Origin of the sequence: Actinomadura sp. 6N118, from assembly GCF_044326415.1 — a bacterium.
Taxonomy (GTDB): domain Bacteria; phylum Actinomycetota; class Actinomycetes; order Streptosporangiales; family Streptosporangiaceae; genus Spirillospora.
The window spans coordinates 472,362-496,203 of the sequence record NZ_JBIRAZ010000003.1 but is presented as its reverse complement, the minus strand read 5'-3'; the positions used below and the strand labels follow the sequence as shown (position 1 = coordinate 496,203).

The 23,842-nt window shown below is 69.6% G+C and carries 25 protein-coding genes and 1 pseudogene; 11 read left to right on the top strand and 15 right to left on the bottom strand.

Annotated features, from left to right (window positions below):
* Positions 1–121 precede the first annotated feature (121 nt).
* Positions 122–862, top strand: a complete 741-nt coding sequence (locus tag ACH34W_RS10075; protein WP_395960495.1) for an alpha/beta hydrolase — start codon at positions 122–124, stop codon at positions 860–862.
* On the opposite strand, the gene ACH34W_RS10070 is transcribed toward ACH34W_RS10075, so the two are convergent.
* Entirely contained in the window at positions 859–2,133 is a 1,275-nt protein-coding gene (locus ACH34W_RS10070) for an MFS transporter (protein ID WP_395960494.1), read from the bottom strand. The two genes, ACH34W_RS10075 and ACH34W_RS10070, sit on opposite strands and share 4 nt — an antisense overlap.
* Positions 2,134–2,201: 68 nt before the next feature.
* Between ACH34W_RS10070 and ACH34W_RS10065 the strand changes: the two are divergent.
* The 3 genes and pseudogenes from ACH34W_RS10065 to ACH34W_RS10055 form a co-directional block, all read left to right on the top strand.
* A pseudogene (locus ACH34W_RS10065) lies at positions 2,202–2,417 on the top strand (GntR family transcriptional regulator); the annotation flags it as partial.
* Between the two features lie 93 nt (positions 2,418–2,510).
* Complete coding sequence (locus ACH34W_RS10060) at positions 2,511–3,632, top strand: PLP-dependent aminotransferase family protein (protein WP_395960626.1); 1,122 nt, start codon at positions 2,511–2,513, stop codon at positions 3,630–3,632.
* 114 nt (positions 3,633–3,746) lie between these two features.
* Positions 3,747–4,961, top strand: a complete 1,215-nt coding sequence (locus ACH34W_RS10055; RefSeq protein ID WP_395960493.1) for an MFS transporter — start codon at positions 3,747–3,749, stop codon at positions 4,959–4,961.
* 50 nt (positions 4,962–5,011) lie between these two features.
* On the opposite strand, the gene ACH34W_RS10050 is transcribed toward ACH34W_RS10055, so the two are convergent.
* The 4 genes from ACH34W_RS10050 to ACH34W_RS10035 form a co-directional block, all read right to left on the bottom strand.
* On the bottom strand, positions 5,012–5,239 hold the full coding sequence (locus tag ACH34W_RS10050) for a helix-turn-helix domain-containing protein (protein ID WP_395960492.1): 228 nt from the start codon (positions 5,237–5,239) through the stop codon (positions 5,012–5,014).
* Entirely contained in the window at positions 5,239–5,859 is a 621-nt protein-coding gene (locus ACH34W_RS10045) for a DUF2975 domain-containing protein (RefSeq protein ID WP_395960490.1), read from the bottom strand. Before ACH34W_RS10045 ends, ACH34W_RS10050 begins: the two co-directional genes overlap by 1 nt.
* 105 nt (positions 5,860–5,964) lie before the next feature.
* On the bottom strand, positions 5,965–6,558 hold the full coding sequence (locus ACH34W_RS10040) for a gamma carbonic anhydrase family protein (RefSeq protein ID WP_395960489.1): 594 nt from the start codon (positions 6,556–6,558) through the stop codon (positions 5,965–5,967).
* A gap of 4 nt (positions 6,559–6,562) precedes the next feature.
* Complete coding sequence (locus ACH34W_RS10035; protein ID WP_395960488.1) at positions 6,563–7,456, bottom strand: type IV toxin-antitoxin system AbiEi family antitoxin; 894 nt, start codon at positions 7,454–7,456, stop codon at positions 6,563–6,565.
* 109 nt (positions 7,457–7,565) lie between these two features.
* On the opposite strand from ACH34W_RS10035, the gene ACH34W_RS10030 reads away from it, so the two are divergent.
* The 3 genes from ACH34W_RS10030 to ACH34W_RS10020 all read left to right on the top strand — a co-directional run bounded on the left by ACH34W_RS10030 (position 7,566) and on the right by ACH34W_RS10020 (position 10,186).
* The gene (locus ACH34W_RS10030) at positions 7,566–8,135 is read left to right on the top strand and encodes a TetR/AcrR family transcriptional regulator (RefSeq protein ID WP_395960487.1); all 570 of its coding nucleotides are present in this window, start codon (positions 7,566–7,568) and stop codon (positions 8,133–8,135) included.
* On the top strand, positions 8,132–8,941 hold the full coding sequence (locus ACH34W_RS10025) for an amidohydrolase family protein (RefSeq protein WP_395960486.1): 810 nt from the start codon (positions 8,132–8,134) through the stop codon (positions 8,939–8,941). The genes ACH34W_RS10030 and ACH34W_RS10025 overlap by 4 nt, the downstream gene beginning before the upstream one ends.
* An 87-nt stretch (positions 8,942–9,028) precedes the next feature.
* On the top strand, positions 9,029–10,186 hold the full coding sequence (locus ACH34W_RS10020; protein WP_395960485.1) for a hypothetical protein: 1,158 nt from the start codon (positions 9,029–9,031) through the stop codon (positions 10,184–10,186).
* Here ACH34W_RS10020 and ACH34W_RS10015 read toward each other — a convergent pair.
* The 3 genes from ACH34W_RS10015 to ACH34W_RS10005 all read right to left on the bottom strand — a co-directional run bounded on the left by ACH34W_RS10015 (position 10,140) and on the right by ACH34W_RS10005 (position 13,139).
* Positions 10,140–11,243: a YbhN family protein gene (locus ACH34W_RS10015; protein WP_395960484.1), complete on the bottom strand. Its 1,104-nt coding sequence runs from the start codon at positions 11,241–11,243 to the stop codon at positions 10,140–10,142. The genes ACH34W_RS10020 and ACH34W_RS10015 overlap by 47 nt on opposite strands.
* A 273-nt stretch (positions 11,244–11,516) precedes the next feature.
* A complete protein-coding gene (locus tag ACH34W_RS10010; RefSeq protein WP_395960483.1) occupies positions 11,517–12,419 on the bottom strand; it encodes an oxygenase MpaB family protein in 903 nt (300 codons plus the stop codon).
* A gap of 105 nt (positions 12,420–12,524) precedes the next feature.
* On the bottom strand, positions 12,525–13,139 hold the full coding sequence (locus ACH34W_RS10005) for a TetR family transcriptional regulator (RefSeq protein WP_395960482.1): 615 nt from the start codon (positions 13,137–13,139) through the stop codon (positions 12,525–12,527).
* Between the two features lie 100 nt (positions 13,140–13,239).
* Between ACH34W_RS10005 and ACH34W_RS10000 the strand changes: the two genes are divergently transcribed.
* Positions 13,240–13,737: a pyridoxamine 5'-phosphate oxidase family protein gene (locus tag ACH34W_RS10000; RefSeq protein WP_395960481.1), complete on the top strand. Its 498-nt coding sequence runs from the start codon at positions 13,240–13,242 to the stop codon at positions 13,735–13,737.
* A 375-nt stretch (positions 13,738–14,112) separates the two neighbouring features.
* Here ACH34W_RS10000 and ACH34W_RS09995 read toward each other — a convergent pair whose 3' ends face one another.
* The 5 genes from ACH34W_RS09995 to ACH34W_RS09975 all read right to left on the bottom strand — a co-directional run bounded on the left by ACH34W_RS09995 (position 14,113) and on the right by ACH34W_RS09975 (position 18,596).
* Entirely contained in the window at positions 14,113–15,306 is a 1,194-nt protein-coding gene (locus ACH34W_RS09995; RefSeq protein ID WP_395960480.1) for a thiolase C-terminal domain-containing protein, read from the bottom strand.
* 75 nt (positions 15,307–15,381) lie between these two features.
* A complete protein-coding gene (locus tag ACH34W_RS09990; RefSeq protein ID WP_395960479.1) occupies positions 15,382–16,461 on the bottom strand; it encodes a threonine aldolase family protein in 1,080 nt (359 codons plus the stop codon).
* Positions 16,442–17,155 carry an SDR family NAD(P)-dependent oxidoreductase gene (locus tag ACH34W_RS09985; RefSeq protein ID WP_395960478.1) on the bottom strand — a complete coding sequence of 238 codons (714 nt, stop codon included), beginning with the start codon at positions 17,153–17,155 and terminating at the stop codon, positions 16,442–16,444. Before ACH34W_RS09985 ends, ACH34W_RS09990 begins: the two co-directional genes overlap by 20 nt.
* 24 nt (positions 17,156–17,179) lie before the next feature.
* Positions 17,180–17,758, bottom strand: coding sequence for a hypothetical protein (locus ACH34W_RS09980; protein WP_395960477.1), 579 nt, complete (start codon positions 17,756–17,758; stop codon positions 17,180–17,182).
* A 127-nt stretch (positions 17,759–17,885) separates the two neighbouring features.
* Positions 17,886–18,596, bottom strand: coding sequence for a histidine phosphatase family protein (locus ACH34W_RS09975; RefSeq protein WP_395960476.1), 711 nt, complete (start codon positions 18,594–18,596; stop codon positions 17,886–17,888).
* 77 nt (positions 18,597–18,673) lie between these two features.
* Here ACH34W_RS09975 and ACH34W_RS09970 point away from each other — a divergent pair, with 77 nt between their 5' ends.
* Positions 18,674–19,036 (top strand): hypothetical protein, encoded by a 363-nt coding sequence (locus ACH34W_RS09970; RefSeq protein WP_395960475.1) that lies wholly within the window; start codon positions 18,674–18,676, stop codon positions 19,034–19,036.
* Positions 19,029–19,469: a hypothetical protein gene (locus ACH34W_RS09965; RefSeq protein ID WP_395960474.1), complete on the top strand. Its 441-nt coding sequence runs from the start codon at positions 19,029–19,031 to the stop codon at positions 19,467–19,469. Before ACH34W_RS09970 ends, ACH34W_RS09965 begins: the two co-directional genes overlap by 8 nt.
* A 33-nt stretch (positions 19,470–19,502) precedes the next feature.
* On the opposite strand, the gene ACH34W_RS09960 is transcribed toward ACH34W_RS09965, so the two are convergent.
* Positions 19,503–20,267, bottom strand: coding sequence for a nuclease-related domain-containing protein (locus ACH34W_RS09960; RefSeq protein WP_395960473.1), 765 nt, complete (start codon positions 20,265–20,267; stop codon positions 19,503–19,505).
* Between the two features lie 224 nt (positions 20,268–20,491).
* Here ACH34W_RS09960 and hrpB point away from each other — a divergent pair, with 224 nt between their 5' ends.
* The gene (gene hrpB, locus ACH34W_RS09955) at positions 20,492–23,008 is read left to right on the top strand and encodes an ATP-dependent helicase HrpB (protein ID WP_395960472.1); all 2,517 of its coding nucleotides are present in this window, start codon (positions 20,492–20,494) and stop codon (positions 23,006–23,008) included.
* A gap of 2 nt (positions 23,009–23,010) precedes the next feature.
* Here the strand turns inward: hrpB and ACH34W_RS09950 are convergent, their stop codons facing one another.
* Entirely contained in the window at positions 23,011–23,787 is a 777-nt protein-coding gene (locus ACH34W_RS09950) for a TetR/AcrR family transcriptional regulator (RefSeq protein WP_395960471.1), read from the bottom strand.
* Positions 23,788–23,842 lie beyond the last annotated feature (55 nt).

Genomic DNA, 23,842 nt, shown 5'->3' with positions numbered 1-23,842 from the left:
GTGTCTCCCCTCGGGCCTTTACCCTCTACATCGGTTTGCGGCAGGGTTTTCCGACGGGTGAAGACCAAGATTTTTGACCCCGTTCACGGATACTGCCTTTTTTATGACCGATCATTGATGAGTGCGAGCTCCGGAACAGACCACCCTTTTCACCAGCGACGCCGTCCGCATCGACGCTGGACATTTCCCTGGCGAGGGCGGGTTGTGTTTCGTTCTGGCGCATGGCTTCACGTGCTCCTGGCGGCAGCCCAGGCTGCTCCGGATCGCCAATGTGCTGAACCTGCGAGGCGGCGTCATCGGGCTGGACTTCCGCGGCCATGGCCGGTCCGGCGGCCGTTCCACGGTGGGTGATCGTGAGGTGCTCGACATCGAGGCGGCGGTCGCCGCGGCGCGGCGGCGGGGATACGAGCGCGTCGTGGTGGCGGGCTTCTCCATGGGGGCCGCGGTCGCGGTACGGCACGCGGGGCTGTACGGGGGCATCGAGGGTGTGGTCTCGGTCAGCTCGCCCGCTCGCTGGTACTACCGCGGCACGGTGCCGATGCGCCGCGTTCACTGGGCGATCGAACGGCGGGCCGGGCGTCTGGCGGTACGGCTCGCCCGGGGCACCCGCGTGGCCGCGAACGGCTGGAACCCGGTTCCCGAGGCTCCGCACGAGGTCGCCGGACGCATCGCCCCGGTGCCGCTCCTGATCGTTCATGGTGACGCCGACGCGTTCCTCCCTCTGGAGCACGCCCATCAGTTGTACGACGCGGCACGGGACCCTCGGGAGCTCTGGATCGAACCCGCCTTCGGCCACGCCGAGGTAGCGGTCACCCGGGACCTCATCGAACGCATCGCCGACTGGGGCGCCGCCCGCGGTTAGCCTCGCTCCGCCCCAACCGACCTACTCCGCCCTACCGATGTGGCTTCGGCGGCGAAGGCTGGGCGGGTGCGTTCGGCCCAGCGGACGGCTGGGGTCATGGCGAGGCCGGCGGTCAGGAAGATGATGCCGAGGACGAGCCAGCCGGGGGCGCCCCAGCCCATGATCAAGGTGGTGAGGAGGATGGGGCCCAGCATGCGGGCCAGGGGGATGCCCATGCCGAAGAAGCCCTGGTACTGGCCTTGCTGCCGGGCGGGGGCGAGGCCGAAGCTGATCTCCCAGGCGCCGGAGGCGAGGAACATCTCGCCGGCCACCTGGAGAACGATTCCGGCCAGCAGGATGAGGGTGGCCGGCCACGCCGACGAGCCGTACGCGGAGAGGGCGAAGACCGCGCAGCACGCCAGCATGATCAGGCCGGCCAGCCGGACGAACCTCGTGGCGCTCGGCAGGCCGGTCACGCCGCGGGCCACACGGACCTGGAAGAGCACGACGCAGACCGTGTTGATCACGAGCATGGCGGAGACCAGCCAGCGCGGCGCGTCAGTGCGTTCGACCACCCAGAGCGGCATGACGAGGCTGATCATCGGCATGTAGAGCAACATCACCGTGTTGATCAGTGTGAGCGCGGCGTACGGGCGGTCGCGGAGAACGGCGAGCTTGGGCTCTCCACTCTCGGCGGGCGGCGCGGGCGGTACGGAGGGCAGCCGGGTGAGGACGGCCCCCGTGACCAGGAAGGCCACGGCGTCCACGGTGAAGATGGCCAGGTAGGCGCCCTCGGTGTCGAACTGCAGCGCGAGACCCCCGAGGGCGGCGCCGATCGCGAGGCCCGCGTTCGCCGTTGACTGCATGAACGCGCGGGCCTCCGTGCGGCGGCCCGGCTCCACGAGGCCGGCGAGCAGCGCCTGGCGGGCGGCGCCGAGGCCGCTCTGGAAGCTCGCGTACAGGCAGGCGACCAGGACGAAGGGCACGAACGCCCGCACGGTGAGGAAGGTTCCTACCGAGCCGGCGGTGGCGAGGGCGAGCAGGATCGCGGTGCCGCGCGGGCCGCGGCGGTCGGCCAGGGCGCCGAGGGGGACGCCGGCGAACGAGCCGACGGCCCAGGCGATGGTCAGGCCAAGGCCGATCTGGCTCGGCGACATTCCGACGACGCGGATGAAGAACAGCGCGGAGCAGACGAGGAACGCACCGTCGCCGAGCGAGCCGGCCAGCTGTGCGGTCGCGAGAACTCGCGGTGCCCCGGCTGGGGGCACGAACCTGCTGGTGATCGCGTGCATGTCTTGACGATGACAGAACCACTTGGCTCCTTGTAAGTTCCAATCATTGCGAAACTGATTGGGCCAAATTGGATCTTCATATCGGCCTTGAGGGGCGGGGTGACCTGGCCGCCCGCATCTACCGGCAGATCCTGGACGCGATCCTCGACGGCCGGTTGCGCGCCGGTGAACGACTGCCGCCCACGCGCGAGCTGGCCACCCGCTTGGACGTCTCCCGCAACACCGTTGCCGCGGCGTACGACAGGTTGACGGCCGAAGGGTTCCTTGAAGGCCGGTCCGGTGCTGGCACGTTCGTCCTGAACGAGCCGCTCCGCCGGCGTCGCACGCGCAGGAGTACGAGCGGGCTTGGTGTACGACCAAGGAGCCGCTGGGAATCCATGAGTCCCGTGCCCAACGACCGGAGTGAGTTCACGTTCGACTTCCGTGTGGGCATGCCTGATGCGACGTTGTTTCCGCTGGAGACTTGGCGGCGGCTGGTGTCCCGGGAGCTACGGCCTACGTCTCTGCGTTCGGCTGGGTATGGCGAGCCTGCGGGCCACCCTGCTTTGCGTGAAGCGATCGCGCGCTATACAGGGCTGTCGCGTGGTGTACGGGCCGAAGCTGAGGACGTCATCGTCACTCAAGGCGCCCAGCAGGCACTCGACCTCATCGGACGCGTCCTCATCGAGCCGGGCGATTGTGTCGCTGTGGAGGAGCCCGGCTATCCACCCGCAAGGTTCCTCTTCGAATCGCTAGGCGCACGCGTCGTCGGCGTACGGGTTGATGAGGAAGGGCTGGACATCTCTGCGATCCCCAAGGCGGCACGTCTCGTCTATGTGACGCCGTCTCATCAGTTTCCGCTGGGCACCCCGATGTCTCTGGCGCGCCGTACCGCCCTGCTCGCGTGGGCCGAACGCAACGGTGACGCGGTGATTATCGAGGACGATTACGACAGCGAGTTCCGTTTTTCCGACCGCCCGCTGGAACCCTTGCAAGGCCTCGATCGAACAGGCCGCGTCGTCTACGTGGGCTCGTTCTCCAAAACACTGCTGCCCCTGCTCCGGGTGGGTTTCATGGTGGCACCCGCGTCTCTCCAGCGCGCGCTTTGCACGGCCAAGCAACTGTCCGACTGGCATGGCGAACCCACCACACAGGCCGCATTGGCCCGTCTGATCGATGAAGGGCTGCTGGCGCGCCACATCCGTAAGGCCACCCGTACGTACGCGTCACGCCACGAACGGATCCTGACGACCCTCCACGACGACTTCTCCGAATGGTTGACACCCGTCCCCTCAGCAGCAGGTCTGCACCTCTGCGCGCGCCTCAGGCCAGAACGGGATATCGACCTCCAACGGCGGCTCGCAAGCGCGCGCAAGGCAGACGTAGCAGTGGAGTCACTCGCCAACTACTGTGCCGCCGCTCCCGTTCAAGAAGGGCTCGTCATCGGCTACGGAGCCATCCCTACCGACCGCGTCGAAGAAGGTCTGCGCCGCCTCTTCGCTCATATCAGCCGCCCTTAGATTTCTGCCTGGGCTTGCACAAGCACATCCCCGGGGCTGCCCGCCAGCGTGTCGGCGCTGACCTGCCACCAGCCCGTTTGTTTCGCCTCGGCGCGAAACAATAACGCTCCCGCCGTGAAGATCGTCAGACTCGGGACCATGCGCAGCTATCGCGAACTCTTCCGCACGCCGGAGTTCACGCCGCTCTTCACGACGGTGTCCGTCCAGATCGCCGCCATGACGGTCACCGGGCTGGCCCTGGGCACCCTCGTCTACGCCGCGACGGGCTCGCCCCTCCTATCAGCACTCAGTATGTTCGGCTCCTCCTTCGCCCAAGTCGTGGGCGCGGCCATGCTCCTCTCAGCGGCCGACCGGCTGCCTCCGCGTGCGGCCATGACGGGCCTGGCGCTGGTCTCATGCCTGAGCACGGCCGCCCTCGCGATCCCTGGAATGCCCGTTTGGGCGTTGTTCGCGATCGTCTTGGCCCAGGGAGTGATCGGGTCAGTCGGGGGCGGGGTGCGCTACGGCCTGCTCAGCGAGGTCCTCCCCGAGGACGGCTATCTGCTTGGACGCTCAGCCCTCAACATGTCCGTCGGAATCATGCAGATCTGCGGTTTCGCTACGGGCGGTGTCCTCGTGGCGTTCCTGTCCCCACGGGGAACCCTGCTCGCGGGTGCGGCGCTCCACCTCCTCGCCGCCGCGTTCGCCGGCTTCGGCCTCACCTCCCGCCCGCCCCGCGCCGCCGGGCGCCCATCGATCGCGCAGACGTGGCGGACGAACGTGCTCCTCTGGTCCTCCGTTCCGCGCCGGTACGTCTACTTGGCCAACTGGCTGCCGAACGGCCTGATCGTCGGCTGCGAGGCCCTCTTCATCCCGTACGCCCCTCACAACGCGGGACTCCTTCTCTCGGTGGCCGCGGTAGGCATGCTCATCGGCGACGTGATGACCGGCCGCTTCGTCTCCCGGAAATGGCGGGTGCGCCTGGGCCCCTACCTTCTCCTACTCCTCGGTGCCCCCTACCTGGTCTTCGCCCTGCACCCGCCCCTGCCGCTCGCGACCGCCGCCGTGGTCCTCGCCTCGATCGGCTTCTCCGCCAGCCTCCTCATCCAGGAACGCCTCATGGCCCTCACCCCGGACGACATGCACGGCCAAGCCCTGGGCCTGGACAACTCCGGCATGATCGCCATGCAAGGCATAGGCGCCGTCCTGGCCGGGACCGTAGCCCAGCAAACCTCGCCCGCGACCGCGATCGCCCTGATGGCAGCTCTCTCGCTAGCGGTGACCCTGGCCTTGACCCCCGGCCTCCGTCCCCCAGCCTCCAAGCCGACCCCCGAACAAGCCCCCGCCTAACCCGCCCCGCCGACCGCACCGGCTCGCTTTGGCGGTCGCGGATGGCGTGTTCAGCCGTCGTTGTCCAGGCTCAGGAGGTCGCCGGGCTGGCATTCCAGGGCTTGGCAAAGGGCGGTGAGGGTGGAGAAGCGGATGGCCTTGGCGCGGCCGTTCTTGAGGATCGACAGGTTCACCACTGTCACGCCGACGCGTTCGGCCAGTTCGGTGAGCGTCATGTCGCGCTCGGCCAGCAGGCGGGCCAGGTTGACCTGGATGCGGTGGGCGTCGTCCGGCGGCATCAGACCAGCCCCTCGGTGTCCTCGCGCAGCCGGGTGCCGAGCCGGAACGCTTCGGCCAGAGCGGCGACGAGGAGGGCGGCCATCACAGGTACGGGTGAGATCTGGAACGAGGTCGGGATCCGGTCCTGGAGGGACGTCCCAGAGACAAGCATGCTGCTGGTGATCGCTTCCAGCCAGTTGCCGAACACGCCGCCCACGAGGATCAACAGCGCTATCCCGTGGAGGCGGCGCGGGTTGCCGGACGCGAACGGATCGCCCTGGCGCAGCGTGCGGGTGAGCAGGAACAGCAAGGAGATCCCGAGCATGATCATGGCGGCGCCGATGAGTGTCGGGAGTTCGAGCAGTGCCCGCTGGTAGACGTCGGGGTGGGCGATGGTCAGCTGCGCCTGGTCGGAGGTGGAGAGCTTGATCCCGTCGGCGGCCGCGATGTCGGCCGCCGTGGTTCCACTGAGGGACACGCTGCGGCTGGTGGCCGGGTCGAGCAGTCCGGCCACGGCGAGCAACGGGCCGATCAGGCCGAAGACGGCTTGGACGACGAACGCCAGGCCGAGCAGGCCTTCCAGCACTGCGCCGTCGGCACGGCTCCATCGGGTGAGGTGGGCGATCGGGGGGAGTCGCATGGTCCCGTCCTTATCGTTTGTCGATACTATCGATAGTCGATATTAACGAAAAACGATATGCCACTGTCAAGGGTCATCCACTGTCCGGTTGCCGCCGACCTGACGTCAGTCGAGAGGGCGATCGGTTTTGTGGGTGCCGTAGAAGGCTGCTTGGCGGGACATGATGTCGCGCATCGGCGTGCCTCGGGGGACTCCGTAGACGGTGCCCGGGAAATCGAGGTCGCGCTGGACCGCCCATAGTTCTTCGTGGCGGTCGGGGGAGAAGAGCTGGGCCGGGTCGCCCGCGGCGATCCAGCCGATGGGGACGACCGACTCTGGGGCTAGGCGGGAGTTGACGTGCAGGACGCTGTTGATCCGCAACTCCGACCGGGCACCCGCGACGGCGCCGGGGAAGATCGAGACGCCGGTCGCCACGAAGACCTCGTCCTCGATGGTCGCGCCGTTGACGTGCGCGTGCGGGCCGATGAGGACGGAATCGCCGAGGAGTGCCGGGTTCTTGGCGCGACCGCGCACGAGTGCGTTCTCCATGACGACCACGTCGGCGCCCGTGCGGATCTCGCCGTTCTCGGCAGTGAGCACCGCGCCGTGCAGGACACGGGCGTTGTCGCCGAGGACGACGGCGCCGCAGAGGGTGGCGGACGGGGCCACGTACGCCGACTCCGGGACGACCGGACGGCGGCCGCGATGCTCCAGCAGCATGTGATCAGCGTACGTGCCTCCCGATGGGACGACTCAGACGGAACAGGCGGGTCGCGATGGTGTCCATGGTCTCGCCGGACGGGCTCCAGCTGCGCTTGAGCATCGCGGTCAACAGGGCCTCGAGGTAGGCGGCAGGGCGGCCCAGGAAGTCGCGGGAGACGGGGATGATCTCCCAGCCCATCTCGTCCCGCAACCAGTGGCGGCGACGTTCGTCATGGTCACGGGCGGCGGCGGCGCCGGAGTGGTGGCGCTCGCCGTCGTATTCCAGCCCGACCCGGAGATCCTCATATCCGAGGTCGACGTAGACCCATGCGCCGTGCGGGCCCATCACGGGGATCTGCGTGCGAGGGCGCGGGAAGCCGGCGTCGATGACGATGACCCGTGTCCAGCTCTCGCCGGGGGACGCCGCGCCACGGTCGGCGGCGTCGAGTGCGGCGCTCAGCCGTTTCGAGCGCCGATAGCCGGACGGCACCGCCATCTCTGCCAGTGATGCAGGATCGACGCCGTCACGTAAGAACTGGTCGAGCGCCGCGACCGCCTCGCGCCGGGGAAGCCAGCGGGCGCAGTCGAGCGCCGTGCGCGCCGGTGTCGTCACACGGACACCCGACTCCACGGTGACGTGCTCCGGCCGCAGTCTCGTCTCGAACGACTCGCAGCCGGGATGATCGATCTCCGAGCCCGGCGGCACGAGTAACTCGACCTTCCAGCCCGCCTGGCTTGTGCCGGGCGGTAAGACGTCGAGCCCCCAGATCCACGCGGCCGTACGTCTGCCGATGACCATCTGTGGCGGCAGCAGACGACTCATCAATTCGGCACGAGCCGACAGGGAGATCGCGGATGGCATCCCGTCCGGCAGGATGAGTCCGCCGTCGGCGCGCCGCCAGGTCAGGTCGTTCATGCCGCTGATGCTGCCCCTGGCCCAGGGCCGGGCGGTAGGGGTCACGCAAACTGTGGATAACTCCTGCGGGCTTGCAGAACAATATTCTGGTGGCACAGAATAATGTTCTGTGACTGAGATCGGCCGGGACAAGGTGCTGCGCGCGGCGCTCGAGCTGTTCGGGCGGGACGGGGTGGCGGGGACGACGCTGAGCCGTCTCCGGCAGGCCAGCGGCGTGAGCGTTGGAAGCTTCTATCACCACTTCGCAGGCAAGGAAGAGGTGGTCGAGGCGCTCTTCGTCGAGTGCATCGCGCTCTACCAATCCGCCTTCATCGCGGAGCTGCGCCGGCATGAGGATCCCCGCGCTGGTGTGGCAGCGGTGGTCGCGTTCCACATCCGCTGGTGCATGGAGCACCCCGACCGGGCACGTTTTCTCTTCACCGAACGTCGGCCGGGCCGGGGCGAGTTGGCCGAACACAATCGTGCTTTCTTCGGTGAGGTCCTCGCTTGGTGGCGCACCCACGTTCATCACGGTGCACTGCCTGAGTTGGACCTGGGGACCGCGTTCGTGTTGTGGCTAGGCCCTGCGCAGGAACTGTGCCGCCTGTGGCTGAACGGAGAGATCCCCGCCCCCGGGGACGACCAGATCGCGCGGCTGGGGCGGGCGGCCTGGCGTTCACTGGAAAGGGAGCAACGATGATCGTTGACGCGTGGATGCAGCATGGGACGGTCCGGTTCCTGCAACACGAGATGCTCGACTCGCTGTGGCGGTGGACTGGCCAGAAGCCGCCCGCCGAGGAGGTGCCGGTCGAGGTGACGGTCGCCGCGATGGACGGCGGGGGAGTGGACATCGGCCTGATCAGCGCGTGGTACGGGCCGGAGGGCGACCTGGTGAGCAACGACGAGGTCGCCTCGTTCGTCGCCTCCGCGCCGGAACGGCTTGCAGGGGTCGCGTCCGTCGACCTGCGCAAGCCGATGGAGGCCGTACGGGAGCTGCGCCGCTGCGTGAACGAGCTCGGCTTCAAGGGGCTGCGGGTCGTTCCGTGGCTGTGGGAGCTGCCGCCGACCGACCGGCGTTACTACCCGCTGTACGCGGAGTGCGTCGAGCTGGACATCCCGTTCTGTACGCAGGTCGGGCACACCGGTCCGCTCCGTCCAAGCGAGACCGGGCGACCCATCCCGTACATCGACCAGGTCGCGCTTGACTTCCCCGAGCTGGTCATCGTCGGGGGCCACATCGGCTACCCGTGGACCGAGGAGATGGTCGCGGTCTGCCGTAAGCACCGGAACGTCTACATCGACACGTCCGCGTACACGGTGAAGCGCTACCCGCCTGAGCTGGTCCGGTACATGACCGAGGACCGCCACCACAAGGTCATGTTCGGCACCAACTACCCGATGATCACGCCGGACCGGGCTTTGCGCGGGCTGGACGATCTCGGCTTGGACGACGCCGCCCGCGAGGCCTTCCTGTCCGGCAACGCCCGGAACGTCTTCCGGCTCTAAGTGATCTACAATGTAAAGGTGCGGGCTTTGTCCGGGTTCACCCCTAGGCTGGGCCGTCACGACGAACTTTCCGTCGAGGGGTCCTCCATGAAGTGGTTCCGGAAGCGCCGGCCTGACGCCGATGCCGCTCCACCTCCGAACGCCGCGTCACCACCCACCGCGTCACCACCCACCGGTGCACCACCGCCGGACGCCCAGGCCACCCCGTTCGACGCGACACTCCCACCCGAACCGTTCGGCGGAGGCGGGGGTCCGGGTGGCGGATTTGGAGGGCCGCCTTCGGCCGACGTGGTGGGGGCGTTCGAAGGTGCGCCCGACGCGTTGGAGGCCGGGGCCATATTGGGGGCGGAACCCGGCGATCGGTTGGATCGATCCATTGCCGGAGATCCGCTCCTGGCCCTGCTTGTCACCGTGGTCGAGCACCACGGGTACGAGTGCAGGGTCCTCAACGACGACCAGGTCGAGATCTCGCGGGAGGGCCGCGGCGGCCCGCTGCAGATGTGGCTGACCAATCTGCGCCAGTGGGTCGCGCGGGAGCCACAGGGGGAATGGTCGGCGATCGTCAGCGACTTCGTGAGCAGCCTGATCGCGACCACCGAGGTCGACGAGGAGGACGCGCTCGACCTGGAGGACTACGGGCTCATCCGGCCGCTGCTCCGGACCCGGTTGTACGCGGACGACTTCCAGGTGGGGCCAGGAGAGATCGTGCGGCGCCTGGTCGCCCCCGGCCTCATCGAGATCCTGGTGATCGACCGGCCGACCTCGCTCATGCTCGTCCGTGCCGACATGGCCTCGGCTTGGCCGGTGTCGACGGACGAGGCGTTCCGTGCCGCGTACGACAACGTGCGGCTGGACGGCCCGCTGGAGATCGAGTCGGAGCTCTTCGACGGAGTGCGGCTCTCCACCCTGCACGGGGAGACCGCCTACGTGACCGCGCACGCGGTGTGGGTGGGCGACTATCCGGTCACCGGCCCCGAAGGCGTGCTGGTCACGGTGCCCGTCCAGGGCGTCATCCATGCCGCGCCGATCCGTGGCATGGACGTCCTCAACGCCATGGACCTGCTGATCAAGATCGCCTGGTCGGGCTATCAGGAGGGACCGCGTTCCGTCAGCCCGAACGTCTACTGGTGGCAGGAGGACACGCCGCTCCTGCTGGCCGGCGCGGTCGAGCCGGGCGAGGACTCGCTGAGCGTGAAGATCACACCCGAGTTCCAGGACCTCCTGGAACGGCTGGCGCAGGACTGACCTGGTCGCTGCGCAAGGTGCGGCATGTGATGAGGCCAATGGGGACCGGCGCCCAGAACGTGATGGCGCGAAAGAGCAGGACCGCTTGCAGGGCGGGTCCGGCGGCGATGCCAAGGGCGGCCAGCGCCGCGACCAATGCGGCTTCGGTGGAGCCCACGCCTCCCGGGGCCGGCAGAGCGGCGCTCGCGGCGGCTCCCACAAGGTAGGCGGCCACCAGCGCGACGGTGTCGCCTGGCCCGGCCGCTCCGGGCACGGCCAGCACACTGAGGGCGAAGGCCAATCCCATGACGAACGTGGTCGCCGCTGAGGCTCCGACGGTCACGGCCAGGTCGCCAGGACGACGGCACAGGTCAGTGAGCCCGCCCAGCGTTCGTCCAACAGCGGCTGAACGCGCGACTCGCCGGCTCAAGAGCAGCGCGACGGGCAGGACGACCCCGATCGCGGCGAACACCGGCCACGGCGGCAACATCCCGACGACATGGGCCGCGTGGGCGCCCATCGCGCCCAGCACCCGCCCGTCGCCTCCGTCGATGCCCAGCACGGCACCCATCAGCAGCAGGTCGGCCGGAATGCCGACGACCTGCATGACCGCGACCGCGACGGCGGCGCGCGACAGCGGGATGCCGCGGCAGACGAGATAGCGCGTGTTGACGGCCACGGCGCCCAGGCCGCCCGGTGTGATCCGGTTGGCGGCCGCGGCGGTGAACTGGGCCAGCGTTGTCGTGTACAGCGGCAGGCGATGCCCGGCGGCGCCGCGCAACGTCACTGCGGCGAGCACGTAGTGCAGCACCGACAGGAACGCCAGGACAGGCACGAACTCCCAATGGATGTTACGGAACGCCATAGCGACCGAGACGAGGGGAGCGGTGCCGTTCAGCGTCACCATCACGGCGATGGTCGCGGTTACCAGGATCGTGGTTAGGGCGAAGGGGGACCGGTACGTTCGGCGGAATGCAGAACGGAGGGTCCGGCGGAGGGCAGGGGCGGCGGCGTCTCCGCTGGGCATCGGAAGCCCGGCGAGCGCCGCGCGTTCAGCGCCGGCGGCGATAGTCTCCACACCTTATTTGTCGGCTTTTCGGTTGAAGGTTATGCGACCGGGTGATTCATCCCAGACGAACGTTGGGCGGAGTCGGCGGGATCATGACCCCGTCCACAGCCGCCCTCAGCAGTGCGTTCACTGTATGTGGACGGTGCAAATGGAGCGGACGGCCAGTCTGAAGACACCTCTACTGATGCTGTACGTCGGGAACATCGGGTCGAGTTCAGCCGCGAGCCGGAAGCCCGTCAGGCAGCGGGCCAGAATCCCGTCAGGCCGCGAGCCGGAAGCTCGTCAGGCAGCGGGCCGGTAGCGGTGCTCGCGGGTCTGCGATCCGATGTAGCGAAGGGTGCTGCGGAGCGTCCAGTGGTTGAGACGCGTGGGCATCATCCGGTACCCCTGCCGGTTGGCCAAGGCGATCGCGGCGAAGCGGACCTGGTCGGTGGCACTCCACGGGATGTCGAAGCGTTCGCGCACGATGGAGGGCATGCAGCCGAACGTGACCAGCCGCATCGGCTTCTCCGCGACGAGCTTGCTCGCCCTGTCGAGTACGGCGCCGCGTGCGGGCACCAGAGAGACGGTGTCGGAGCCGTGCTTGGCGATGTCCAATGCGCGGGCGGCCGCTGGCGTTAGCTCCAGATCCTTGGCGCAGATGCGCCAGAACTTCGACTGGAACGCCGCGTAGTCAGCAGGTACTGGGCGCATGCTGACCCCATACCGCGCATACCAAGTGACGGTTTCGGCGTAGAGAAGCTCGTGGTCCTCGGCGGTCAGCCGTTCCGGATGGAAGAGCTCTGCCGCCTTGAAGATTTCCCAGGTGAACGTGGCGTGCGCCCACCAGAACGTCTCCGGCTCCAGCGCGTGGTAGAGGCGCGCCTGCTCGTCCGTACCGCCGATGCCGCGGTGCAGGTCCCGGATGCCGAGGCCGCGCGTCCCGGCGTCCGGAGCGAGGATCGTCGCCCAGATCTGCGGCACCGAACGGTAGATGCGGTCGAACGGCGCGTCGAAGAACGCCGAGTGCTCGGCGACACCGGCACCGATCCCCGGATGCATGAGCTGCATCAGACCGGCGGCCGCGCCGGGCATCAGCGAGCGCAGATCGCTGGCGTACCGCCAGAGGAGCGAGCCCGGCCCGATCGGCGCGGTAGCGACCGCGGTGGTGGTCGAGGCGGCCGGGCGGGCGGCGGGAGCAGGCATCACACCTCCAGTAATCCATCACTTATCAGCGTAGAGATCGTGAGACGAAAGTCAATATCTGTCTCATGTCTTGATCGTCGGCGGTGTGCCGCCAGGCCGCGGTGGTCAAGGGCCGTGTGCGCGCTCCGGGGGTCCGATGGACACCGAACGCAGGTTCCGGTGGATGAGGTCGGACAAGGACCCGCCTTGACGGATCCAGTCGTCGAGGGCGATGCGGACCGCGCCCATGGTGAGGGCGGCGATCATGCGGGGCCGCGGATCGTCCTCGGCCGGGTCCGGGATGCGTTCCGCGGCAAGGGCGGCGATGGCCCGCTCGTATCGGTGGTAGGTGCGCAGCGTCCAGGCCGTCAGGGTCGTCGAGGTACGGGTGAGCTCGGCGAGTTCGCGGATCTGGTCATAGTGGACCGGAAGCGCGTCGACCAGTTCGGTGAACGCGGCAATGATCGCCTCCATCGGGCCCATGCGCGCCGGCTGGCGAGCGATGGTCGCCGTGATGACCTCCAGCCACGGGCCGGCGATGCCGTCGGCGACGGCGTTCTCCTTCGCCTGGTAGTAGCGGAAGAACGTGGCGCGCCCGACCTCGGCGTCGGCGGCGATCTGGTCCACGGTGGTGCCGGTGAGCCCCTGCGCGGCAGCGAGCCTGGCGGCTGAGGCCGCGATCCGGGCGGTGGTCGCGCGCCTCTTGCGGTTCGCAAGACCGTCCGCTTCACTATGAGACATAGTCTCATTTTGGACGCAGCCCAACTCGGGGACAAGATGGCAGATCACGCTGCACCTGCCGTCGCCCCCGCGTCCAGTCCGAGGAGTCCGAGGGAGAGCCATGGGCGTGAACCAGCGCCGCGAGATCGTCATGTCCGACGAGGAGGTCACGCGCCTGTTGGAACAGCAACGGGTGGCGACGCTGGCCACGATCAACTCCTCTGGCCGACCGCATCTGGTCGCCATGTGGTACGCCGTGATCGACGGCGTGGTGTGGTTCGAGACCAAGGCCAAGTCACAGAAGGCCGCTAACCTGCGCCGCGACCCCCGAGTGACCGTCATGGTCGAAGGCGGCCACACCTACGACGCGTTGCGCGGCGTCGCTCTGGACGGCGACGCCACGATCGTTGACGACCCCGACGCGCTCTGGGCGGTCGGCGTCAACATCTGGGAGCGCTATAACGGCCCCTACAGCGAAGAAGTGCGACCACTGGTCGAACTGATGCTGAAGAAGCGGGTCGCCGTAAGGGTCGACGTCGAACGCGTCCGCTCCTGGGACCACCGCAAGCTCGGCCTGGACCCGCTGCCGCTCGGCGGCACCACCGCCGCCTTCCTTTGATCGGCAACAAGCCCATTTCCAACAGCCGAGTCGGCTAGGCGGTCGGCTCTGCGAGGGCGGACGGGGTCCGGTCGTGGGTCCTCGCAAGAAACTTACTGAAGATCACCGTTCCGGCGGGAACCACAGGCGAGGTCCGCGTCCCCACCAGTGGCCGCCCGGACCGACACCGCCTCGGGGCGCCTTCCTGCGTCTCGAGAACGGCTACGCCGTCTACTCAGTCCCCTCAGGCCAGTTCACCTTCACCGCACCATTGCCGCGATGACTCCGAGCTCTTAAGGGCGGTCACACGTCATCACCTGGAGGCTGGAGGCCGACCACCGGTCGTCGAACAAGTTCGGTGACCGGCGGGCCGGCGGTGGGCGATGGGGCGCGGGGTCAGCTGGTGGGCTTGGTGTAGACGGCGACGGCGCATGCGCTGCCGAGGCCGATGTTGTGCTGGAGGGCGACCTTGGCGTCGGCCACCTGGCGTTTGTCGGCCTTGCCGCGCAGCTGCCAGGTCAGCTCGGCGCACTGCGCGATGCCGGTCGCGCCGAGCGGATGGCCCTTGGAGATGAGCCCGCCGGACGGGTTGACGACCCACTTGCCGCCGTACGTGGTGGCCTGGTCGTCGACCAGCTTGTGGCCCTCGCCGACGGAGGCCATGCCCAGCGCCTCGTACGTGATCAGCTCGTTGGCGCTGAAGCAGTCGTGGAGCTCGATGACGTCGACGTCGTCGATCCCGATCCCCGCCTCGTCCATCGCCTTGCTCGCGGCGCGCTGCGAGCATCCGAACCCGACCACCTGGATCGAGGAGTGGTCGGCGAAGCTGTCGGCGGTGTCGGAGGCGATGTGGTGGCCGGCGATCTCGACCGCCTGGTCCCACAGGTCGTTCTCGTCCACGAACCGCTCGCTCACCACGATCGCGGCCGCCGCGCCGTCGGAGGTGGGGGAGCACTGCAGCTTGGTCAGCGGCTCGAAGATCATCGGAGCGTTCATGACGTCGTCGAGGGAGTACTCGTCCTGGAACTGGGCGTACGGGTTGTTGACCGAGTGCTTGTGGTTCTTCCAGCCGATCCAGGCGTAGTGCTCAGCGGACGAGCCGTACTTCTCCATGTGCTCGCGCCCGGCGTTGCCGAACATCTGCGGCATCGGGGCCTTGTCCATCTCCCACGGGCGGCCCGCCACCATCGAGTTGAGGTGGTGGTCGATGATGGTCACCTTCGACTTGCCGACGCCCGCGCCGAGCGAGCCCTTCTGCATCTTCTCCATGCCGAGGGCGAGCACGCAGTCGGCCAGCCCGCCGCGCACCGACTGCCGGGCGAGGAAGAGGGCGCTCGAACCGGTGGCGCACGCGTTGGCGACGGTCATCACCGGGATGCCCGTCATGCCCGTCTCGTACAGGGCGCGCTGGCCCATCGCGCCGTACATCGAACCGGCGTAGGCCTGCTCGATCTGGTCGTAGGCGACGCCCGCGTCCTCCAGGGCCTTGCCGACGGCCTCCTTGGCCATGTCGGGGTATTCCCAGTCGCGGGAGCCCGGCTTTTCGAACTTGGTCATGCCCACGCCGACGACGAAGGTGCGGTTGGCCATCAGGCTTGCCTCCTGTAACCGAATCCAGTTCGACACCCACGATAGCCGGGCGACCAAGCAAGTGTTCGGTCAGGGTCAGGCGGCCAGCTCTTCGGCGAGGGCGGCTGCGAAGGCCTTGACGTCGCCCTCAGTGGTGTCGAACGAGCAGACCCAGCGAACCTCGCCCGTTCGCGCGTCCCAGGTGTAGAAGGGGAAACGTTTCTGCAGGCGCGCGGTCACGTCCTTGGGCAGGATCGCGAACACCGCGTTCGCCTCGGCCGGCCGTACGATCCGTACTCCCGGCAGATCACGGACGGCGGCCTCCAGCACCCGGGCCATGGCGTTTGCCTGCGAGGCGTTGCGCAGCCACAGGTCGCCGTCGAGAAGCGCGACGAGCTGGGCCGACACGAACCGCATCTTGGACGCCAGCTGCATCCCCGCCTTGCGCAGGTAGAGCGTGCCGCGCACGGCGTCGGGGTTCAGGACGACGATCGCCTCGCCGAGCATGAGCCCGTTCTTGGTGCCGCCGAACGAGAGCACGTCCACCCCCGCGGCGGTCGTGATGGCCCGCATCGGCACGCCGAGCGCCGCGGCCGCGTTCGAGATGCGGGCACCGTCCATGTGCACGAACAGGCCACGCTCGTGCGCCGCGGCGGACACGGCGGCGATCTCCTCCACCGTGTAGACAGTGCCGAGCTCGGTGCTCTGGGTGATGGACACGACCTTGGGCTGAGCGTGCTGGGGATCGCCGAAGCCCGTCGCGTACCGGTCGACCAGCTCCGGCGTCAGCTTGCCGTCGGGAGCCGGCACCGGGATCAGCTTGAGCCCCGCCACCTTCTCCGGCGCGCCGCCCTCGTCGGTGTTGATGTGGGCGGAGTCGGCGCAGATCACCGCGCTCCAGCGGTCCGACATCGCCTGCAGCCCGACCACGTTGGCGCCCGTCCCGTTGAACATGGGGAACGACTCGGTGCGTTCACCGAAATGCCGCTTGAACACCTCGCGCAGCCGGGCGGTCACCACGTCGTCGCCGTAGGCGGTCTGGTGGCCTTCATTGGCGGCGGCGATGGCGGCCAGGACCTCGGGGTGAATCCCCGCGCGATTGTCACTGGCGAACGTGCGGATGGCCGGTTGGGCGGGTTCAGGAATGGGAGCGGATTCAGGAGTGGGAGAGGTCAAGGCGTCTTCCGTTCAGCTGATCGGCGGGCCGGTTCCAGAGGTCCGCGATGGCCTGCGCCAGGTCGTCGACGTGGGTGAAGCCGGGGAAGGAGGCGTCCGGATTCTCCTTCAGCATCCCATCCGTCAGCAGGGCCTTGACCACCAGGATGGTCGCGGCCGCGGTTCCGGTGAACGCGTCGGCCTGCGCCAGGATCCACGCCTCGGCCGCGGCTTTGGCGGTGGAGTAGGCGGCCATGTCCTGGGCGGGGTGCTGCGCGGCGTGCTGCGACACGATCGCGACCCGGCCGTCCGGGCTGCGTGACAGGTGCTCGTGGAAGGCGAGCGTGGTGTGCTGCAGGGTGCGGACGAGCAGATCGTGGAGGAACGCCCAGTCGGCCAGGTCGGTCTCGGCGAAGGGCGTGCCGCCGCGCCAGCCGCCCACCAGGTGGACCAGGCCGTCCACCCGGCCGTGCTCGGCGGCGACGGCGCCCGCCCAGGCCCGGGTCCCCTCGGCGTCGAGGAGGTCCACGACGACCGGCGAGATCCGTTCGTCGTCCCACTCCTGCGGTACGCGGTCGGCGGCGACGACCCGTGCCCCGCTCGCGGCCAGCGCGCGTACGACGGCATGTCCCGCCGGCCCGCCGGACCCCGCCACCACGATCACTCGCTCCGCGGCCGGGTCACCGAAAGTCTCTGCGCTGGAAGGTGATGTCATGCCCCCATCTTCCACCGGGCGCGATCAGAGGATGCGCTCGCCCATGGAGTCGGCGACCGGCTCGTGACCGGCGGCGGTCATGGGCTCGTTCGCGCGGCCGCCGACCCGGGTGCGCAGGGCGTCCACGTCGTCGCCCAGCCTGGCCATGTTGCCCTGGAGCTCGCGCCACAGGCCGTTTCGCTGCTCCATCCGAGCCAGCCGGCTGCGCAGGTCGGCGACCCGTTGCTCGACGTGCTCCAGGCGGGTGCTGTGGCCGGCGGTGTCCCTGCCGGCGCGCACGAGCGTGGTCGCGACCACCGTGAGATCGCGCTCGGCGTCGTCCATCCGCTCGTCGATGCGCGGCAGCAGCCGGTCGTTCAGCTGGACGACGAGGGAGTCGAGCTCGGTGCGCAGGCCGCGCAGCTCGGCGTCCTGTCTCGTGAGGGTCTCCTCCAGGAGCCGGATGCGTTCACCGTATGCTCGGAGCCGCGCCAGCTCGGCCGTTCGTTCCCGGGTGTCCTGGCCGAGCCTGGCGAGGAGGCCGGCGCTTAGGCTTGCGCCCTCGCGCAGCTGGCGCTCCGCCTCGGCGGCGACGCGGCGGACGAGACCCGAAAACACGGTCATGATGCTCCTCTGGAGTGGGGGATCTTGACGCGGGGGTACGCCTCCTAAACTGTAGGCGAACTAGGCGAAAACAGTGCAGATCATTCACGTGTTCATAGGGTGAACTACGTCGCGTACCGGGCGGCTTCTAGGAGCTGGGCGCGTCGACCGGGACGAGATGGTCGCAGGCGTTGTACGAGTCGCGGCGCAGCCGGCCGCCCTCGTCCCGCCAGCGGGTGAGCGAGCAGTTGGCGACGGGCTCCTTCTCGATCTCCATGATCTGCTGCTCGGACAGCCGTTCCACCAGGTACCGGGTCATGACGACGATCGCGTCGTGCGCCACGACCAAGGGGCGCCCGCCGGGCTGGTCCTGGCCGAGATCGCGGTAGAAGCTGCGGAGCCGCAGCGCCAGGTCGGCCCACGACTCGCCGCCCGGCGCCCGGTAGTAGAACTTGCCGAGGCGCCGCATCCGCAGGGCCTCCTCGGGGAACCGCAGGCCTATGCCGCGTGGGGTCAGCCCTTCCAGGACGCCCTGCTCGCGGTCGCGGAGGCGCTCGTCGGCTTCGCAGGGAATCTCGTACGGGGCCTGTGCGAGGGCGATGCGGGCCGTGTCGAGCGTGCGGAGGTAGGGGGAGACGACCGCCACCGTGGGCCGTTCGTCCTCGGGGAGGCCGGCCAGCCAGCGGCCCAGGAGGACCGCCTGCTCTCTCCCGGCGTCCGTCAGGGGGATGTCGGCGTCGCGGTCGCGAAGCCCCAGCTCTTCCGCATCGGTGCCCTGCACCGCCCGGTAGGCCAGGTTGCCGGTGCTTTCTCCGTGCCGGGTCACGTTGAGCCATTCGAGCGTGTCCACGGGCCTCATGGTCCCACGTCGTGCCCGATCGGCGCCGGAACTATCGGGGTTCCAGCGAGCTCTACAGGGCGTAGTACTCTCTCCCCGTGACGAACTGGCTGGCCACCACGATCATCGTGGTCTCGTTGCTCGGGGCCGCCTACAGCCTGGTGGCGACCCTGCGTGACCGGGCGATGGACTGGGGCCACCTCATCGCGCTCGGCGTCGTCGAGGTGCTGCTCGTGCTCCAGGCCGTGCTGGGTTTCCTGAAGCTCGCCGATGACGAGGGGCCGCGGGACTCGGCCACGTTCATCGGCTACATGCTGGGCATCCTGCTCATCCCGGCCGCGGGCGCGGGGTGGGGCGTGCTGGAGCGCTCCCGCTGGGGCCCCGCCGTCATCGTCGCCGCCTGCCTGTCGGTGGCCGCGATGATCGCCCGTATGGACCAGATCTGGACCGGCAATGTCTGACGCGCAAGACCCAGGGGCTGCCACTCGAAGTGGGCCGGGGCGGTTGCTGGTGGCCGTCTACGCGATCTTCGCGCTGGCGGCGGGGGCGCGGGCGGGGGTGCAGATCGCGACCAAGTTCTCCGAGGCGCCGCTGGCCTACACGCTGTCGGCCGCCGCCGCGCTCATCTACATCCTGGCCACCGTGGCGCTCGGGCTCGGCGGCCGTACGTCCCGGCGCGTCGCGTTCGCCGCGCTGTCGATCGAGCTGGCCGGCGTGCTGATCGTCGGCACGCTGAGCCTGGCCGACGCCGACGCCTTTCCCGACGCCACGGTCTGGTCCGGCTTCGGCCGCGGTTATGCCTTCATCCCGCTCGTCCTGCCGGTCGTCGGCCTCTACTGGCTGCGCCGGACCCGTCCGGCGGGCGCCGGCTCCGCGCCCGCCGGAACGAGCTGATCCGGAACGGCCCGCGCCGGCCCGTTCCCCGGATCAGGCCGCGGGCGACATGGTCCGGCCGCCGATGGGCAGTGTGTGGACCGCGGCCTGGGCGATGAGCTCCACCTCGGAGGCCGAGAAGTCGGCGTCCGGGTTCCGCTTGGCCCAGCGCAGCAACCTCAGCGGCGGGGCGAACACGATGCCGTCGGCCGTGAACGGGGGCCGGGTCAGCCGTCCGCCGTGCACTGCGAGCAGCGGCGTCACCGACACGCGCAGGCCCGTCCGGTCCGACAGCGTGCGGGAGGCGCTCGCCGCGGCGCCGTTGAGCCGCTTGACCAGCTCCGACTGCGTACGGCCGTCGATGAAGACCTTGCCGCCGTGCTGGGTGATCTCGGCCTCGGGGTGCCAGGCCTCGTTGTGGATCAGCCACACCCCGCCGGGGCCCACGAGCAACTGGTCGACGGTGCCGTAGCCGGGCACGGTGCGGGCGTGCAGTACCCGGTGGCCGCGGTGTTCGAGCGTGTAGCGCAGCAGCCGGTTCATCCGCTGGTCGCCGCGCAGCCCCAGGCGCCAGACGCGGGAGGCGTTGTAGCCGCGCCAATGGAAGAAGGCATCGGCGGCCGCCACCAGCAGTGCCATCGCAAGGCCCACAACGCCGTTGACCAGCAGCCCGCAGAGTATCAGTGTGGCGCCGGCCAGAATTGCGCGGGTCCGCAGTCTTCCTTTGCGGCCACGCTGCCAGAGATCTTCGTAGACGGCTTGCGGCGATCCGCCGGTGAACGCCGTCCTGTCTCTGAGATAGATAGAGCTGCCGATCATCCCGAACCTCCATGGCACCTGCGGCTACGTCCCTGGTTAAGAGGCATACCCGGTCATTGGCAGGAAGGGCTACCCGGGTTAGGAAAGTCGAGCGGAAAGGAAACGGAAAGGGTGAGTATTATTGCAGATCAGGCCATTATAGAAATGCGCGATGCAACTATCACCGCAAGGTCCGGGACCACTTTCGGTTCCGTGGCATTTGTCTGATGCGGGAGACTGGGCCGATGCGCACCGTCCGCCGGGAGGCCCTTTCCGAGCTGCCCGTCCGCCATGCCGTCCCCGCCCTCCGCTCGGCGCTGTCCGGCCGGGGCGTGGCCGTGCTGGCGGCGCCGCCGGGGACGGGCAAGACGACGCTCGTCCCCCTGGCCCTGGCCGGGCTGCTCGACATGTCGAGCAGCATGGACGCGCCGCGCGACGGCGACCAGGTGATCGTCGTCGAGCCGCGCCGGCTGGCGGCGCGGGCGGCGGCCCGCCGGATGGCCTGGCTGCTGGGGGAGCGGGTCGGGGAACGGGTCGGCTTCACGGTCCGCGGCGAGCACCGGCACGGCTCGCGGGTGCAGGTGGTGACGACCGGTGTCCTGCTCCAGCGGCTCCAGCACGACCCCGAGCTCGCGGACGTGTCCGCGGTCATCCTGGACGAGTGTCATGAACGGCACCTCGACGCCGACACCACGCTCGCGTTCCTGCTCGACGTCCGTGCCGCGCTCCGCCCGGACCTGCACCTCGTGGCGGCCTCCGCGACCGCCGACACCGCGCCGTGGTCACGTCTCCTCGGCGGAGACGACGGCCCGGCGCCCGTCGTCGAGACCGAGGCGGCGCTCCATCCGGTCGAGGTCGTGTGGGCGCCGCCGGAACGGCCGTTGCCGCCCCCGCACGGGATGCGGGTCGATCCCGCCCTGCTCGCGCATGTCGCGGCCTTGGTGCGCCGTGCGCTGGCCGAACGCGACGGCGACGTGCTCTGCTTCCTCCCCGGAGTGGGAGAGATCGCCAGGGTCGCCGGGATGTTGTCGGGCACCCCGGCCGACGTGCTCCAGGTCCACGGCCAGGCACCGCCCGCAGTGCAGGACGCGGTGCTCGCGCCCGGGGAGCGGCGACGGGTCGTGCTCGCGACCTCGGTCGCCGAATCGAGCCTCACCGTGCCGGGTGTGCGGGTCGTCGTCGACTCCGGGCTGGCACGCGAGCCCCGTACCGACCACGCCCGCGGTCTGGGTGCGCTGACCACGGTCCGCGCGTCACGTGCCGCGGCGGAGCAGCGCGCCGGGCGGGCGGGCCGTGAGGCTCCCGGCGCGGTCTACCGGTGCTGGAGCGAGGCCGAACACGAGCGGCTTCCCGGACGGCCCCGGCCCGAGATCGAGCTGGCCGACCTCGCCTCGTTCGCCCTGCAGATCGCCTGCTGGGGAGATCCCGACGCCCGCAACCTGGCCTTGCTGGATCCGCCGCCTGAGGCGGCGCTGCAGGCCGCACGCTCGACCCTGACCGCGATCGGCGCCGTCGAGGGCGGCCGGGCCACCGAACGCGGCCGGCGGCTGGCGCGCGCCGGGGTCCATCCCCGGCTCGCCCGCGCTCTGCTGGACGGCGCGCAGCAGGTCGGCCGCCGGACCGCCGCAGAGATCGTGGCGCTGCTCTCCGAACCACCCCGCAGCGTGGGCGACGACCTCACCGCGACCTGGCGCTCGCTCCGCCGCGACGGTCCGGACGCCGCCCGCTGGCGGGACGAGGTCCGCCGCCTGGAACAGGCCCTCCCGGCAGACTCAGCTCCCATTTCCCGCCCCACCGACGACGTGGCCGCCGGGACGGTCGTCGCCCTGGCGTTCCCCGAACGGGTGGCCCGGGCGCGCCCCGGCGGGGCTTACCTCATGGCGTCGGGCACCGGCGCGGCCCTGCTGTCCGACGGCTCGGCGCTCGCCTCGGCCCGCGCGACATGGCTCGCGATCGCCGTCGCCGACCGTCCGGCCGGGGCGCCGTCCGCGCGCGTCCGCCAGGCGGTCGTGATCGACGAGGACGTCGCGCGGCTCGCCGCGGCATCCCTGCTGCACATGGCGGACGAGATCGCCTGGCGGGACGGCGACGTGATCGCCCGCCGGGTCGAACGGCTCGGCGCGATCGAGCTGAGCGCCCGCCCCCTGACCACCCCCGATCCGGGCCTCCTCCGCAAGGCTCTCGCCCAAGGCCTGCGCGAAGCCGGGCTCTCCCTCCTCACGTGGACGCCCGCCGCAACGGCTCTGCGCGAACGACTCGCGTTCTGCCACCGCGCACTCGGCGATCCGTGGCCCGCAGTGGACGACACGGCGCTGCTCGACCACGCCCTGGACTGGATGCCCGCCGGCGCCCGCCGCCGCGCCGACCTCGCCAAGATCGACGTCACGGCGGCGCTGCGACGTCTGCTGCCCTGGGAGTGCGCTGCGCGGCTGGACGAGATGGCGCCCGAACGGATCGAGGTGCCGTCCGGCTCCCGGGTCCGCGTCGACTACTCGGGTGAACGCCCGGTCCTGGCCGTCAAACTCCAGGAGCTCTTCGGCTGGACCGCCGCCCCCGCCCTGGCCGGCGGCCGGGTGCCCCTGCTCGTGCACCTCCTGTCGCCGGCCGGCCGCCCTGCCGCGGTCACCGCCGATCTGGCCTCGTTCTGGAAGGAGGGCTACAAGGCCGTCCGTGCCGAGCTCCGCGGGCGCTACCCCCGCCACCCGTGGCCGGAGGATCCAACCCAGGCCCCACCCACCCGCCGCCTCAACCCCCGCCGCTGAACCTAGTTGGACGGGGCTTGGGTTTGACTGCGGGTGGTTATCAGGGCGGATATGCCGTCGAGGATTCGGTCTAGGCCGAACTCGAAGGCGTGCTCGGGGCCTACGGCGCCGCCATAGGCCTGGGAGGCGGCGGTGCCGACGCGGGAGCCCAGGGGGTAGGCGTCGGGTTCCAGGACCTCCTCGAGTACCGGGCCGGTCGCCTCCCACCACTCTTCGTCGGTCATGCCGGTGCGGCGTTCGGCTTGGGCGGCGTTCACGGATCCTCGCGCTGAGCTCTGGGCGTGGCCGGTGACCAGGGAGATCACCGAGTCCATCTCCACGTCGGTCAGGCCGAGGCCGTCCACGACGCGGAGCTCGTACTCGTACTTGCCGATCAGATTGGGGCCCATCGGCGGGCGGCTGGTGGAGATCTGCAAGAGCCACGGGTGGCGGTGGTAGAGGTCCCAGTTCTGGCGGGCGATGTGCGCCAGCTTGGGCCGCCAGCCGCCGGGCACGTCGTCGGGCGGGACGAGCTCACCGAGGGCGCGGTCCATCATCACGTCGATCAGCTCGGCCTTGGACGGCACGTACGTGTAGAGGGACATGGTGGCGACGCCCAGTTCCTCGGCGATGCGCCGCATCGACAGGGCCTCCAGGTCAGCGGCGTCGGCCAGCTCGATCGCGGCGGTGATGATCCGGTCCACGGTCAGCTTGGGTTTCGGGCCGCGCCGGGGACGCTCCTGCACACCCCAAAGCAACTCCAGGCTGCGCTTCGGATCTCCGGTGCCGCTGTACTCCATGGCCCACATCCTCTCGCAGATGAAACTTTGTACGGCGTACGCTATATTACTTTGT